The 13,691-nt window shown below is 67.6% G+C and carries 13 protein-coding genes; 8 read left to right on the top strand and 5 right to left on the bottom strand.

Annotation, left to right across the window (positions count from 1 at the left end):
• From OZ671_RS28750 to OZ671_RS28785, 8 genes are all read left to right on the top strand, one after another.
• The coding region (locus tag OZ671_RS28750; RefSeq protein WP_442957141.1) for an RluA family pseudouridine synthase at positions 1-1,264 on the top strand (1,264 nt) is incomplete at its 5' end.
• A gap of 4 nt (positions 1,265-1,268) precedes the next feature.
• A complete protein-coding gene (locus tag OZ671_RS28755; RefSeq protein WP_038312312.1) occupies positions 1,269-1,523 on the top strand; it encodes a hypothetical protein in 255 nt (84 codons plus the stop codon).
• 81 nt (positions 1,524-1,604) lie between these two features.
• Positions 1,605-2,294: an HAD-IA family hydrolase gene (locus OZ671_RS28760; RefSeq protein WP_038312316.1), complete on the top strand. Its 690-nt coding sequence runs from the start codon at positions 1,605-1,607 to the stop codon at positions 2,292-2,294.
• The gene (locus OZ671_RS28765) at positions 2,291-3,091 is read left to right on the top strand and encodes an ATP12 family chaperone protein (protein ID WP_442957142.1); all 801 of its coding nucleotides are present in this window, start codon (positions 2,291-2,293) and stop codon (positions 3,089-3,091) included. Before OZ671_RS28760 ends, OZ671_RS28765 begins: the two co-directional genes overlap by 4 nt.
• Before the next feature lie 130 nt (positions 3,092-3,221).
• Positions 3,222-3,584, top strand: coding sequence for a hypothetical protein (locus OZ671_RS28770; protein WP_268863897.1), 363 nt, complete (start codon positions 3,222-3,224; stop codon positions 3,582-3,584).
• A gap of 166 nt (positions 3,585-3,750) precedes the next feature.
• Positions 3,751-5,283, top strand: coding sequence for an acyl-CoA carboxylase subunit beta (locus tag OZ671_RS28775; RefSeq protein WP_038312325.1), 1,533 nt, complete (start codon positions 3,751-3,753; stop codon positions 5,281-5,283).
• 122 nt (positions 5,284-5,405) lie between these two features.
• Positions 5,406-6,239 carry a universal stress protein gene (locus OZ671_RS28780; protein ID WP_268863898.1) on the top strand — a complete coding sequence of 278 codons (834 nt, stop codon included), beginning with the start codon at positions 5,406-5,408 and terminating at the stop codon, positions 6,237-6,239.
• Between the two features lie 162 nt (positions 6,240-6,401).
• Positions 6,402-8,528, top strand: coding sequence for a M48 family metallopeptidase (locus OZ671_RS28785; protein WP_268863899.1), 2,127 nt, complete (start codon positions 6,402-6,404; stop codon positions 8,526-8,528).
• A gap of 96 nt (positions 8,529-8,624) precedes the next feature.
• Here OZ671_RS28785 and OZ671_RS28790 read toward each other — a convergent pair whose 3' ends face one another.
• The 5 genes from OZ671_RS28790 to aroQ form a co-directional block, all read right to left on the bottom strand.
• Positions 8,625-9,797: a dipeptidase gene (locus OZ671_RS28790; RefSeq protein ID WP_268863900.1), complete on the bottom strand. Its 1,173-nt coding sequence runs from the start codon at positions 9,795-9,797 to the stop codon at positions 8,625-8,627.
• Positions 9,798-9,932: 135 nt separating this feature from the next.
• Positions 9,933-11,087 carry a ribonuclease D gene (gene rnd, locus OZ671_RS28795; protein WP_268863901.1) on the bottom strand — a complete coding sequence of 385 codons (1,155 nt, stop codon included), beginning with the start codon at positions 11,085-11,087 and terminating at the stop codon, positions 9,933-9,935.
• Positions 11,088-11,245: 158 nt separating this feature from the next.
• Entirely contained in the window at positions 11,246-12,598 is a 1,353-nt protein-coding gene (gene accC, locus OZ671_RS28800; RefSeq protein ID WP_268863917.1) for an acetyl-CoA carboxylase biotin carboxylase subunit, read from the bottom strand.
• Positions 12,599-12,612: 14 nt separating this feature from the next.
• Positions 12,613-13,098, bottom strand: a complete 486-nt coding sequence (accB, locus tag OZ671_RS28805) for an acetyl-CoA carboxylase biotin carboxyl carrier protein (protein WP_268863902.1) — start codon at positions 13,096-13,098, stop codon at positions 12,613-12,615.
• Between the two features lie 36 nt (positions 13,099-13,134).
• Positions 13,135-13,590, bottom strand: a complete 456-nt coding sequence (aroQ, locus tag OZ671_RS28810) for a type II 3-dehydroquinate dehydratase (protein WP_268863903.1) — start codon at positions 13,588-13,590, stop codon at positions 13,135-13,137.
• Between the last annotated feature and the right edge of the window lie 101 nt (positions 13,591-13,691).

Here is a 13,691-nt window from a genome sequence, read left to right on the forward strand (position 1 = left end):
CGGCTCGCCGCGCCGACGCCGCGACCGCGACTGGGATATCGGCGACGACGGCGGCTGGGCGCCGGAAGCCGATCTCGATCTGGCCGACGTCACCGAGCCGCGCGACGCGCCACGCCGGCGCGCCGGCGAAGGCGTGCGCCGGGACGACCGGGCCGAGCGGCCGCCGAGGGACCGCGATGGCATGGCCCGCGGCCCGCGCCGGAGCGAAAAGCCGCAGGTCCAGCCGGCGGCGCCGACCCGTCGGGAGCTGAAGGCCGCGGCGACCGAGACCTTGCAGACCGGCGTGCAGACGCTGACCGTGACCGGCGACGAAGACGACATGCGCGTCGACCGGTTCCTCGCCGCGCGCTTTCCGCAGCTGTCGTTCAGTTATATCCAGCGCATCGTCCGCAAGGGCGAACTGCGGGTCAATGGCAAGCGGGTCGAGACCAAGGACCGGCTGGAACAGGGCCAGGCCGTGCGGGTGCCGCCCCTGAAGCTCGACCAGCCGAGGCCGGTGAGTGCCAAGGCCGGCGAGGATACGAAGAGCTTTCTCGCCAGCATCACGCTCTACGAGGACAGCGACGTCGTGGTTTTCGCCAAGCCGGCGGGGCTCGCTGTGCAGGGCGGCTCGGGCACGAAAAAGCATCTCGACGGCATGCTGGCGGTGCTCACCGACGCCGAAGGCCAGCGCCCGCGGCTCGTCCATCGCCTGGACAAGGACACGTCCGGCTGCATCCTGGTGGCGAAGAGCCGCTTCGCCGCCGCGGCGCTCGCCAAGACGTTCCGCACGCGTGCCGCGCGCAAGATCTATTGGGCGGTGGTGGCCGGCGTGCCGAAACCGCGCCAGGGGCGCATCTCGACCTATCTCGCCAAGGAGGAGCGTGAGGACGAAAGCCGCATGCGGCTCGCAAAGCATGGCGAAAAGGGCGCCAGCCACGCCGTGAGCTACTACGCGGCGATCGACACCATGGCGCAGAAGCTCTCCTGGCTGTCGATGAAGCCGGTCACCGGCCGCACCCATCAGCTGCGCGTCCATGCGGCCGAAATCGGCCATCCGATCATTGGCGATCCCAAATATTTCGACGTGCAGAACTGGGAGATCCCGGGCGGCCTGCAGAACAAGCTGCACCTGCATGCCAGGCGCCTGGTGGTGCCGCATCCGCGCGGCAAGGGCACGATCGACGTGTCGGCGCCGCTGCCGCCGCATATGGAACAGACCTTCAATCTCCTCGGCTGGGACGTGTCGCGCTACGATCCCATCGTCGAAGCGCCGGAAGAGTGAGGCGATGTCGCTGACCGCGGCCATCTACGTCACCACGGCAGCACTGGCAGTGGTCCTGGTGCTGATCGTGATGGTGACGCGGCGGGTGATCCGCACCGTGCCGGGTGGTGGAGACGCGCGCGCCGTGGCCCAGCTCGCGGCCGAGATCAAGCGCGCCAACGACCTTGCCGAAGGCCGCATGGCGCAGCTCGAGCAGCGCGTGGCGGCACTGGAGCAGCGCAGCGTGGCCTCGCACGGCTCGGTGCCGCCGGTCGGGTGAGCCGATGGCGCGGCGTCCACGCCTTGCCGGTCCGGCATTTCGAGGCGCGCCGCGGGTGTCGCCATTCAGGAGCTTTTCGACGTGAAGCTGGTCATCTTCGATTGCGACGGCACGCTGGTCGACAGCCAGCACATGATCGTCGCGGCCATGGACGCGGCCTTTGCCAGTCTCGGCCGGCCGTCGCCCGGGCGCTTCGCGACGCTGTCGATCGTCGGCCTGTCGCTGCGCGAAGCCTTCGAACGGCTGACCAGCCCGGACGATGCCGACATTCCCGCGCTGATCGAAGCCTACAAGAACGCCTTTCACGCGCTGCGCGCCGATCCCGCCCATACCGAGCCGCTCTACGATGGCGCCCGCATGGTGGTCGAGGCGCTCGCGGCGCAGGGCGACGTCATTCTGGGCATCGCCACCGGCAAGTCGCAGCGCGGCGTGCGGCTGGTGCTCGGCCATCACGGCATCTTCGATCATTTCGCGACGATCCAGACCGCCGACGATGCGCCGTCCAAGCCGCATCCGGCCATGATCGCCCAGGCCATGGCCGCGGTCGGGGTGGGGCCGGAGGCGACCATCATGATCGGCGACACCACCTTCGATATCGACATGGCGGTGGCCGCCGGAGTCGCGCCGATCGGGGTGGGCTGGGGCTATCATCCCGCCGCGGCGCTGCACGCCGCCGGCGCCCGCATGGTGCTGAGCCATTTCACCGAGCTGCCAGCCGGGCTGGCGGCAATCTGGCATCCGGCGGGGCAGGGTGCTATGGCGGGGCCATGACCAAAGGACCTTCGCCCCGATCGGTGTTCGACGACTGGTTCGCCAATGGCATGGACCCGGCGGCCTATGACCCGACCGCCGCCGCACGGCTGGCCATGAAGCCGCAACTGCCGAAGCGTTTCTACAAGGACGTCACCGTCGGCGAGGACGACGGCGCCTTCGCGCTGCTGCTCGACGGCCGCAAGGCGAAGACCCCTTCGCGCCACGTCCTGGCTGTGCCGACCCGCCGGGTCGGCGAGGCGCTGGCGGCCGAATGGGCGGCCCAGGGCGAATTCATCGACCCCGCGACCATGCCGCTGACACGCATCGTCAATTCGATCATCGAGGGGGTCGTTCCGAATCCGGGGCCGGTCGCCGACGATATCGTGCGCTACTCGGGTTCCGATCTCCTCTGCTACCGGGCGGCGGGACCCGACAGCCTGGTGCGGCGGCTCGGCGAAGCCTGGGATCCCGTGCTCGACTGGGCGCGCGACGAACTCGGCGCGCGTTTCATTCTCTCCGAAGGCATTGTCCACGTCGCCCAGCCCGACAGCGCGACGGCGGCGATTCGCGCGGCGCTGCCGGCCGATCCCTGGCGGATCGGCGCGCTGCATGTGGTGACGACGCTCACCGGTTCGGCGCTGCTCGCGCTGGCGCTCGAAAAGGGGCGGATGACGGCGGCGCAGGCCTGGGCGGCCGCGCATGTCGACGAGGACTTCCAGGCCGAGCTGTGGGGCGCGGACGAGGAGGCCGCCGAGCGGCGCCAGGCGCGCGAGCGCGAGATGATGGCAGCAGCAACGCTGCTGGCTACACTTTGATCTGCTGCGAAGATTACAATCTTACGCAAGGTAATAATCCCGTATACCGGCAGAAAACCACCGAATCGTTCGACACTTCCGCATCTTGGTGCTTGGATATCGACTCACTGGGAACATTTCGGGGGGATTCATGTCCGATCCGATCGACGACCGGGTCGCCAGGCTCGAACAGGCGGTCAGGCTTCTCAATGAGGTGATCGGCCGGCAACACGGCGTTCTGACCGGGATCAACAGTGCGCTGGGTGCGAATGAAAAGACGCTGACGGATCTCGTCATCGGCGTCGTCAGGGCGATCGCCTATGCGCTCGACGAATTGTGCGCGGAAGGGGCGGCCGATCGGGACCGGCTCATCGCGGCCCTGGAACTGAAGCTTGCAAGGCCGGGGCTGCAGGGGCGGCGCCCGGCGGTCGATCAGGCGCTGGCGACCGTCGTCACGGTCCTGCGCAGCGGCGAGCGCATGGAACTCCAGGAAGAGCGCGCACCGGCGGCCTGAACCGCGGCGAGCGGGGCGCACCGAGGGCGATCAGGCCGGAATGCCACTGTCCCGCGCCGATCCCGCATCCCCCGTCCGTCCGATTGGCCGGTTTCGCACGGGCATGCTATCGCAGCGACTTGTTCCCAATCCTTCGGAGGGGGGCTCAAGGCCCCTTGGATCGCGCATGAAAGATGTCCTCGAAAGGCTCGAAGAGCGACGGGCCGAGGCACGCCTCGGCGGCGGCCAGAAGCGCATCGACGCGCAGCACGCCAAGGGCAAGCTGACCGCGCGCGAGCGCATCGAGCTGCTGCTCGACCGCGGCTCCTTCGAGGAGTTCGACATGTTCGTGCAGCACCGCTGCGCGGATTTCGGCATGGAGAAGAGCCATATTCCCGGCGACGGCGTGGTCACCGGCTGGGGCACGGTCAACGGGCGCACGGTCTTCGTCTTCTCGAAAGACTTCACCGTGTTCGGCGGCTCGCTCTCGGGCGCGCATGCGGCCAAGATCACCAAGGTCCAGGACATGGCCCTGAAGGCGCGGGCGCCGGTCATCGGCCTGTTCGACGCCGGCGGCGCGCGCATCCAGGAAGGCGTCGACGCGCTGGGCGGTTACGGCGAGGTCTTCAAGCGCAATGTGATCGCCTCGGGCGTGATCCCGCAGATCTCGCTGATCATGGGCCCCTGCGCGGGTGGCGACGTCTATTCGCCTGCCATGACCGACTTCATCTTCATGGTGAAGGACACGAGCTACATGTTCGTGACCGGCCCCGATGTCGTGAAGACGGTGACCAACGAGATCGTCACCTCCGAAGAGCTCGGCGGCGCGTCGGTCCACGCGGTCAAGTCGTCGGTCGCCGACGGCGCCTACGAGAACGATGTCGAGGCGCTCCTGCAGATGCGCCGCCTGATCGACTTCCTGCCGGCGAACAATACCGAAGGCGTGCCGGAGCTGCCGTCCTTCGATTCGCCCGACCGGGTCGACCTGTCGCTCGACACGCTCGTGCCCGACAATCCGAACAAGCCCTACGACATGCGTGAGCTGATCACGAAACTGGTCGACGAGGGTGATTTCTTCGAAATCCAGGCCAAATTCGCCCAGAACGTGATCACCGGTTTCGGCCGCGTGGAGGGCCGCACCGTCGGCATCGTCGCCAACCAGCCCATGGTGCTGGCCGGCGTGCTCGATTCCGATGCGAGCCGCAAGGCGGCCCGCTTCGTCCGCTTCTGCGACGCCTTTTCGATCCCGATCGTCACCTTCGTGGACGTGCCCGGTTTCCTGCCCGGCACCTCGCAGGAATATGGCGGGCTGATCAAGCACGGCGCCAAGCTCCTGTTCGCCTATGCCCAGGCGACCGTGCCGCTGGTGACCGTCATCACCCGCAAGGCCTTCGGCGGTGCCTATGACGTGATGGCCTCCAAGCATATCGGCGGCGACATCAACTATGCCTGGCCGAGCGCGCAGGTCGCGGTGATGGGCGCCAAGGGCGCCGTCGAGATCATCTTCCGGGCCGACATGAACGACACGGACAAGATCGCGGCGCGCACCAAGGAATACGAGGAGCGGTTCCTGTCGCCCTTCGTCGCAGCCGAGCGCGGCTATATCGACGAGGTGATCATGCCGCACTCGACCCGGCGCCGGGTGGCCCGCGCGCTGGCGCTGCTGCGCAACAAGGCGAACGAGGTTCCCTGGAAGAAGCACGACAACATCCCGCTGTAGAATTCCGCAAGGGCGTGCTTGCGCGCCGCCGCGGATCTACCGAGGATGGCAGGCGATATCGGGCCAGGGCGGCAGACCACGGCCTGATTCAACGAAGCGATTCACGTCGTGGAGGTTGCGCCATGTCGATCAAGACCGTTCTCCTTGCGCTCGTTGCCGGCGATGGCGCCCGGCCGGAAGGCGCCATCAACTACGCCATTTCGCTCGCGGCCGAGCAGAAGGCGCATCTGTCCGTCATCGTCGGCGCCATCAAAGTGCCGGTCGTGGTCTATTCCGGCGTGGCCGAGGTGCAGGCCATCGTGACGGACGACAACGATTTTCGCGGCCGCGGGGCTGACGAGCTCGCCAGCCAGATCGGCAAGGCCGCCGAAATGAACGGCGTCGCGGCGGCGGTCGAGGTGCTGAGCGATGCCATCGATCCGCTGTTCAGCCAGATCGGCAAGCGCGCCCGCCTGCACGATCTCGCGGTCTGTGGCCGGCCGCGCGCCGCCGACATCTGGTCGACCGAGCTTGCCGAAACGCTGCTCCTGTCGAGCGGCCGGCCGGTGATCGTCGTTCCCGACGAGTTCGATGCCGCGAAGGCCAGCGACACGGTGATCGTCGCCTGGGACGGCTCGGCCGTGGCGGCCCGTGCGGTCGGTGGCGCGACCGCCTTCATCGACCGGGCAGGGCAGGTGGAAATCGTCTCGGTGCTGGGCGACCGCCATGCCGAGGACCGCATTGCCGGCGCGGCGCTCGCGCCCATGCTCGCCCATCACGGCGTCAAGGTCACCGTCACCGATCTGCCCTATACGCGCGGCACCGGCAAGGCGATCGCTGACCACGCGGCAAGCACCCGCGCGCGCATGGTGGTGATGGGCGGCTATGCCCATTCCCGCCTGCGCCAGATGGTGCTCGGCGGCACGACCACGACGATGCTGCAATATGCCTCCGTGCCGGTGCTGATGTCGCACTGATGGCCCTGCCGCGGGGCGTCCCGCGGCGAGCCGGCGCGGGACCCTGCCATGCTTTCGTCCCGTCACGCGGGCGCCGTAAATGAACCCTAGCGCGCGGGTTCGCGGGGGGCGTGGATGCCCGCTGCCTGATTCCCTCGTGCCCGAGGCATTGCGGTCCTATCCATGACGTTTCTTTCCAAGCTTTCTCCGGCTCTCCGCGTTTCCGTCTGGCTCGTCGTCATGCCGCTGCTGATGGCCGCAGCCGGGGCATGGGTCTGGCACGCCAACCGGACCGACATTTTCGTGCCGACGGCGGCCGAGCAGCGCCAGATCGACCGCCTGGAAACCATCCTCGACGACATCAGGGGCAATCCGCGCGCGAGCGTCACCGTCGACGGCCGGCGCTATGGCAATCCGCTGGCGACGCAGATGGTCGAGCAGCGCCTGCGGGAACTGAGGCACGAGACCGCGCGGGACAGCACCATCCGCGCTCTCGCGCCCTGGGCGCGTGGGGCGGGGCTGGTGGCCGTGGCGATCGGCGTCGGCGCTGCGCTGATCGGGTTGGCCGGCATGGTCATGGTGCGCCTCGCGGCCAGAGGCGCGCTGCGCTCGCGTGAAAAGCTGCTGGCCGCTTTTTCGCGCTGGCAGACGCGGCTGCCGCGCTATCTCGGGCTGCTGCTCACGCTGCTGACGACCGGTTTTCTTGCCCTGACCCTCGTCGCCTGCATCATCGGCTATGAGCAGGTGATCCTCGGCAATGGCAGCGGCAATGCCTTCAAGCTCCATCTCATCCTGATTCTCGCCGGGGGCTTTCTCACCTGGGGCTCCGGCCTTGCGCTGTTCCGCCTCGCCCGCACGCTGAAACCGCAGCACGAGCCGATGGAGGTGATGGGACGTGATCTGTCGGCCGCCGAGGCACCCGGCCTCTGGGCCTTCGTGCGCGACCTTGCGGCCAAGGTGGGCACCGCTCCACCCGACAATATCGTGGTCGGCGTCGTCAGCAGCTATTACGTCACCGCCCACGACATCGTGCTGAAGCCGCACGACAAGCCGCTGAGCGGCCGGACCATGCACCTGCCGCTCTCCTACATGACCTTGCTCTCGCCGCAGGAAAACACCGCGGTGCTCGCCCACGAGCTTGGCCACTTCGTCGGTGCCGACACCGAATACAGCCTGAAATTCTCGCCCATCTATGCCGGCATGATCGCGACGCTGATGCAGATCAGCGAGCGGTCCGACAACGAATGGGCGAAGCCGGCGACGGCCTTCACCGCCTATCTCATCGATTCCTTCGATGCCGCGGTGAAGCACTGGAGCCGCCTGCGCGAATTCGAGGCCGACAAGGTGGCCGCGCGCCTTGCCGGCGGACGGGCCGTGGCCACCAGCCTGGTACGGATCACCGTGCTGGACGAGGTCGTGAACGACTATCTCGATCGCGTCGCCCGGCGGCCGGACGAGGCCGGCGAGGACTTCATCGCGCGGCTTGCCGACGCCGTGGGCGAGGCGCCGCTGAAGGCGCCCAACCTCTCCGCGGAGGCGGCGACCGCCCATCCGCTCGATACCCACCCGCCAACCCTGCAGCGCATGGGCGCGGTCGGCCGGCCGCCGACCGACGACCTGATCCAGGAGGCGCTGGCCGAGCCGGTCAATGCCGAGCATCAGGCCTGGGTGCGCGGCCTCTTTGCCGATTCACAGACGCTGCAGGCCCATCTTCTTGCCGATTTCAAGCATGTGGCGCGGGAGAACAAGGCGGCTCGGCGGGAGATGCTGACCGGTCTTGCGGCCCAGGGCGGCGACAGGGTCGAGCTCTACCACAGCCGCTGGCTCGTTTTCCTGTTCGGCAGCCTTGCGGCAGTCTTCGCCTTCGGCACGGTCTTCGCCTTTCTCAGCGGTCTCGGCAAGACGTCACGCGAGAGCATGATCCTGACGGCGGTGGCCGGCGGTCTCTTCATCGCCTTCTTCATGCTCTTCATCGTCCTGATCAAGGCCCGCCGGCGGCCGTTCCTCGTCCTGTCGGGCGGCGAACTGCTGATGCCGGGCCTCGCCCGCGCGGTGCCGTGGAGCGACATCTACAATTTCGAGATGACGACCTCGAACGCGACGATCGTGATCAAGTTCAACCTCAACCCACGCACGCCCGACCACGGCCGGACCGGCGGCTACATTCCCGGCTTCAAATACAAGAGTGGCCGCAGCCAGATCGTGGTCACCGGCTTCGGCGTCCAGGGCATGAGCAGCGACAAGCTCTTCGCGCTCCTGGAAAAGTATCAGGCCGCGGCGGCCGCGCGGCAGGAGCTGCAGAGGATGTGATGGTGGTGGCGAATGGCGGGTGGCAAATAGCGAACGGCGAATTGGGGCGAGGTAGGGAATAGTTGGGATTATCAGAGAAATTCTACTCGCTACTCGCTACTCGCTACTCGCTACCACCGCGACGCCAGGCGGCTCGGCCTGGCCGAGCTCGGCCGCCTTGTGCTCGACCGCCTTCCACAGCCGGACGAAATTGCCCGAGGCGATCTTGCCGATGGCGGTATCCGACCAGCCGCGCCGGATGAGCGCGGCGATGAGATGTGGGAAACGCGAGACATCCGCAAGATCCGGCGGATTGGGGCCGCCATAGAAGTCCGAGCCGATGCCGATATGGTCGAGGCCGGTCTTGCCGACGATATATTCGATATGGTCGCACAATTCGCCGATCGAGCCGCGCGGCCAGGGCCCGACATCCCTGGCCTTGGCGGTCACCGCCGCGTCGATGTCGAGGCCCGGCCGGGTCTTGCCGTAGAGCTGGAATTCGCCCACCCATTCGCGGCTTTTGCGCGAGATGAAATTGGGCACGAAGGTCGCCATGACCAGGCCCGAATGGCTTTTCACCCGGTCCAGGACGTCGTCGGTGACATTGCGCGGATGGTCGCACAGCGCAAAGGCGTTGGAGTGCGACCAGACGAGCGGCGCGCGGGCGTGGTCGAGCGCGTCGTGCTGCGCCTTGGGCGAGGCGTGGGCGAGATCGACGATGATGCCGAGGCGGTTGCACTCAGCGATCACCGCCCGGCCGAAATCGGTGAGGCCGTCGTGGCGGGGCGCGTCCGTTGCCGAATCGATCCAGTCGAGGGTTTCGTTGTGGCACAGCGTCAGGATGCGCATGCCGGCGGCGTACCAGACCCTGAGCGGGCTCAACGAATTTTCAAGCCCGACGCCGCTCTCCACCGATATGACGGACGCGATCTTGCCGGCCTTGCGGGCGCGCGCGAGGTCGGATGCGCGCCTCGCGGGCAGGAACACGTTGCCGTGCACGGTCTCGATGTCGAGGCAGATGGCGAGCTGTTCCAGCGTGAAGCGGGCGGGATGCGGCACCGCCGTCGGCACGAAGGCGGCGAAGACCTGGCCGGCGACCCGTCCCTCGATGAGGCGCGGAATATCGGTGTCGCTCTCCTGGTGCACCCGATCGAGCCCATAGGCCACGACGTCGCGCGCCGCGGCCCGGTTGCGGCGGATGGTGAAGGGCAGGTCGTTATGGCCGTCGAACAGCCCGAAGTGGTCGAGCAAAACGAGAGCCCTGGCAAGGGCGGGATCCTGCGTCGTCATCGTGGCCTCTCGCGATAGTCGTGAGCACGGCGACAACGATGCGCCGGGCGCCCTGGTCCTCGGTCGGAACATCCGGCCACTCTAGCCGGCGCGCGCCGGGCTGTCCGCGCATGGCCGCCGGGCGGCAGGCACGGATCAGCGCGGCGGCCGCTCGACGGTCACCACGCGGCCGCGCTCGATGGCGAGCGCCAGCTTGCCGTGCTTGATGGCGAGGGCGTTCTCGCCGAACAGCTCGCGCCGCCAGCCCTTGAGCGCGCCGACGTCGGCCTCGTCGTTTTCGGCGATCCGGTCGAGGTCGTCGGAGGTCGCCACCACCTTGGCGGCGACATGGTGCTTTTCGGCGACCATCTTCAGGAGCACCTTCAGAAGCTCGACGGTCGCCGACTGGGTCTGGCTCGGCGGGCGATGCTTTTCGATGACGGGCAGGCTCTTCGGGTCGCGGGCAAGGCCGGCCTGCACGGCTTCGACCACCGCCTGGCCGTCGCGCGAGCGCTCCCAGCCCTTCGGGATCGACCGCATGGCGCCCAGCGCCTCGACCGATTTCGGGCCGGTCATGGCAATGTCGATCAGGCTGTCGTCCTTCAGGACGCGCGAACGCGGCACGTCGCGCGTCTGGGCCTCGCGCTCGCGCCAGGCGGCGACCTCCATCAGCACGGCGAGCTCGCGCGGCTTGCGCATGCGGTTGCGGAACCGCTCCCAGGCGCGCTCGGGCTCCTGGCGGTAGGTTTCCGGCGAGGTGAGCACGCCCATTTCCTCGGCGACCCATTCGCTGCGGCCGCGTTTCTGAAGCTCGGCGGTCAGCTTGACGTAGATGTCCCTGAGATGGGTGACGTCGGCGATGGCATAGGCGATCTGGGCCTCGCTCAGCGGCCGCTTCGACCAGTCGGTGAAGCGGCTCGTCTTGTCGAGGACCGTGCCGTTGGTGCGCTGGACGAGCTGATCATAGGAGATGCTGTCGCCGTATCCGAGCACCATGGCCGCGACCTGGCTGTCGAACAGCGGCGTGGGGATCCGCTGGGACAGATGCCAGACGATTTCGATATCCTGCCGGGCCGCGTGAAACACCTTCACGACCGCCGGATTGGTCATCAGGTCGAAGAAGGGCGCAAGGTCCATGCCGGGCGCGAGAGCGTCGACGGCCACGGCCTCGTCGGGGCTGGCCAGCTGGATGACGCAGAGTTTCGGCCAGAAGGTCGTTTCACGGAGGAATTCGGTATCCACCGTGACGAAGGGGTGTTGCGCAAGACGGCCACAGATGGCGGCAAGATCGGACGAGGAGGTAACTAGCATCCCGACCTACATACAGGAGTCGGTCGGCGATTGCGAAGCTGTTTCCGACACCTGCAGGTTGCGCCATCGGCTGCGGCTAAACCGCGGCGCAGGCCGGCGCCGCGCCAGGGCCCGGGCCGGCGACCGGCCGCCGTGGAAGGGCGGCCGGCAGACGGCGTTCAGACGCTGATATCGTTCTCGGCCAGGAATTTTTCCAGCCAGTGGATGTCGTAGCGGCCGGCGGCGATATCGGGATTGCGCACCAGGGTCCGGAACAGCGGAATGGTGGTCTCGATGCCGTCGACGACGAATTCGTCGAGCGCCCGCTTCAGCCGCGCCAGGCATTCGGCGCGCGTGCGGCCATGCACGATCAGCTTGCCGACCAGCGAATCGTAATAGGGCGGGATCGTGTAGCCCTGGTAGGCATGGCTGTCGACGCGGATGCCGAGCCCGCCGGGTACGTGGAACAGGCCGAGCTTGCCGGGCGAGGGCCGGAAGTTCGAAGGGTTCTCGGCGTTGACCCGGCATTCGATGGCATGGCCCTCGACGACGATGTCGGACTGCTTGACCGAGAGCTTCTGGCCGGCGGCGATCTTGATCTGCTCGTTGACGAGATCGATGCCGGTGATCATCTCGGTCACGGGGTGCTCGACCTGGATGCGGGTGTTCATCTCGATGAAGAAGAACTGCCCGTCCTCGTACAGGAACTCGATCGTGCCGGCGCCGACATAACCGAGATCGGCCATGGCCTTGGCACAGACGCCGCCGATTTCGGCGCGCTGGGCCGGCGTGATCACCGGGGAGGGGCCTTCCTCCCAGACCTTCTGGTGGCGGCGCTGCAGCGAGCAGTCGCGCTCGCCGAGGTGAATGGCGCTGCCCTGGCCGTCGCCGAGGATCTGAATCTCGATGTGGCGCGGCTTGCCGAGATATTTCTCGATGTAGACCGCGTCGTCGCCGAAGGCTGCCTTGGCCTCGGTCTTGGCGGTCTGCAGCGCGATCTCGAGCTCCTGCGCGGAGCGCGCGACCTTCATGCCGCGGCCGCCGCCGCCGGCAGCGGCCTTGATGATCACCGGAAAGCCGATCTCGGTGGCGATCCGCCGGGCCTCGTCATCGTTGTCGATGCCGCCTTCGGAGCCGGGAACGGTGGGGATGCCGAGACGCTTGGCGGTGCGCTTGGCCTCGATCTTGTCGCCCATCACCCGGATATGCTCGGCCTTCGGGCCGATGAACGTGATGCCGTGGCTTTCCAGGATCTCGGCGAAACGGGCGTTCTCCGACAGGAAGCCGTAGCCGGGATGCACCGCGTCGGCGCCGGTGATCTCGCAGGCCGCCAGCAATTGCGGAATGTTGAGATAGCTCTCGCGCGCCGGGGGCGGGCCGATGCAGACGCTTTCGTCGGCCAGCTTGACGTGCATGGCGTCGGCGTCGGCGGTGGAGTGGACCGCAACGGTCGCGATGTCCAGCTCCTTGCAGGCGCGCAGCACCCTGAGCGCGATCTCGCCGCGATTGGCGATCAGGACCTTGTGAAACATGGCGCCGGGACCGTTCACTCGATGATCATGAGCGGTTCGCCGTATTCCACCGGCCGGCCATCCTCGAACAGGATGCGCGTCACGGTGCCGCTCTTCGGCGCGACGATGTCGTTGAAGGTCTTCATCGCCTCGATGAGGCAGAGGCGGTCGCCCTCCTTGACGGCGGTGCCGACCTCGACCAGCGGCTTGGCCTCCGGCGAAGGCCGGCGGTAGGCGGTGCCGACCATCGGCGAGGTGACGACGCCGGGATGCTTGCGCGGGTCATCGACCGCCGCGACCGGAGCGGCGCCGACCGCGGCAACCGCGGGGGCGGCCATCGCGACCGGAGCGGGAACGGCCGCCACCGGGGCCGCGACCGTCGTGTTCACCGTGATCTGGCGCGCCACGCGGATCTTCAGGTCCTCGTGGGCGACCTCGATCTCGGTCAGGTCAGTGTCGCTCAGGACCTGTGCGAGTTCGCGGATCAGCGCGGGATCGATGGGATATTTGTTCTTGAGCATGGGGGCCTCTTTGGCCGCTCGCTTCGTCCTCGGGCCTCAGGCCTTCGGCTGAAGCGCGGCGAGCGCGGCGATGGCGAGCACGTAACCATGGGGCCCGAGCCCGACAATGATCCCGCGCGCGACCGGTGACAGATAGGAATGATGACGGAACGCCTCGCGGGCGTGGACATTGGTGATGTGCACCTCGATCACCGGCACGCCGGTGCCCCGGATCGCATCGGCGATGGCAAGCGAGGTGTGGGTATAGGCGCCGGCATTGAGCACGACGCCCTTCAGCGTTCCGGCCGCATGGGCGCGGCCGGCCTCGTGGATCCAGTCGACCAACTGGCCTTCATGGTTGGACTGGCGGCAATCCGCGGTCAGGCCATGACCGGCGGCCGCGTCGCGGCACAGCGCGTCGACGTCGGTCAGCGTGGTCGAGCCATAGATCGCCGGTTCGCGCGTGCCGAGAAGGTTGAGATTGGGTCCGTTGAGGACGAGAACGGTGCTCATGCGTGAGGTCAGGTCCTGCTGGGGCCGCTCCGCGCGCGATCCCGATCGTTCTGGTTTGGACGGAATCCGTACGGCCCTGGAAAATCGCAACCTTCCGGGCG

The sequence above is a fragment of the Phreatobacter sp. AB_2022a genome (genome assembly GCF_026847585.1).
In the GTDB taxonomy this organism is placed as follows: Bacteria; Pseudomonadota; Alphaproteobacteria; order Rhizobiales; family Phreatobacteraceae; genus Phreatobacter.

Bases quoted from the DNA above. Each gene is read 5' to 3' on its own strand.
- OZ671_RS28755 (WP_038312312.1), top strand. From the start codon at position 1,269: ATGTCGCTGACCGCGGCCATCTACGTCACCACGGCAGCACTGGCAGTG.
- OZ671_RS28765 (WP_442957142.1), top strand. From the start codon at position 2,291: ATGACCAAAGGACCTTCGCCCCGATCGGTGTTCGACGACTGGTTCGCC.
- OZ671_RS28770 (WP_268863897.1), top strand. From the start codon at position 3,222: ATGTCCGATCCGATCGACGACCGGGTCGCCAGGCTCGAACAGGCGGTC.
- OZ671_RS28775 (WP_038312325.1), top strand. From the start codon at position 3,751: ATGAAAGATGTCCTCGAAAGGCTCGAAGAGCGACGGGCCGAGGCACGC.
- OZ671_RS28780 (WP_268863898.1), top strand. From the start codon at position 5,406: ATGTCGATCAAGACCGTTCTCCTTGCGCTCGTTGCCGGCGATGGCGCC.
- OZ671_RS28785 (WP_268863899.1), top strand. From the start codon at position 6,402: ATGACGTTTCTTTCCAAGCTTTCTCCGGCTCTCCGCGTTTCCGTCTGG.
- OZ671_RS28790 (WP_268863900.1), bottom strand. From the start codon at position 9,797: ATGACGACGCAGGATCCCGCCCTTGCCAGGGCTCTCGTTTTGCTCGAC.
- rnd (WP_268863901.1), bottom strand. From the start codon at position 11,087: ATGCTAGTTACCTCCTCGTCCGATCTTGCCGCCATCTGTGGCCGTCTT.
- accC (WP_268863917.1), bottom strand. From the start codon at position 12,598: ATGTTTCACAAGGTCCTGATCGCCAATCGCGGCGAGATCGCGCTCAGG.
- accB (WP_268863902.1), bottom strand. From the start codon at position 13,098: ATGCTCAAGAACAAATATCCCATCGATCCCGCGCTGATCCGCGAACTC.
- aroQ (WP_268863903.1), bottom strand. From the start codon at position 13,590: ATGAGCACCGTTCTCGTCCTCAACGGACCCAATCTCAACCTTCTCGGC.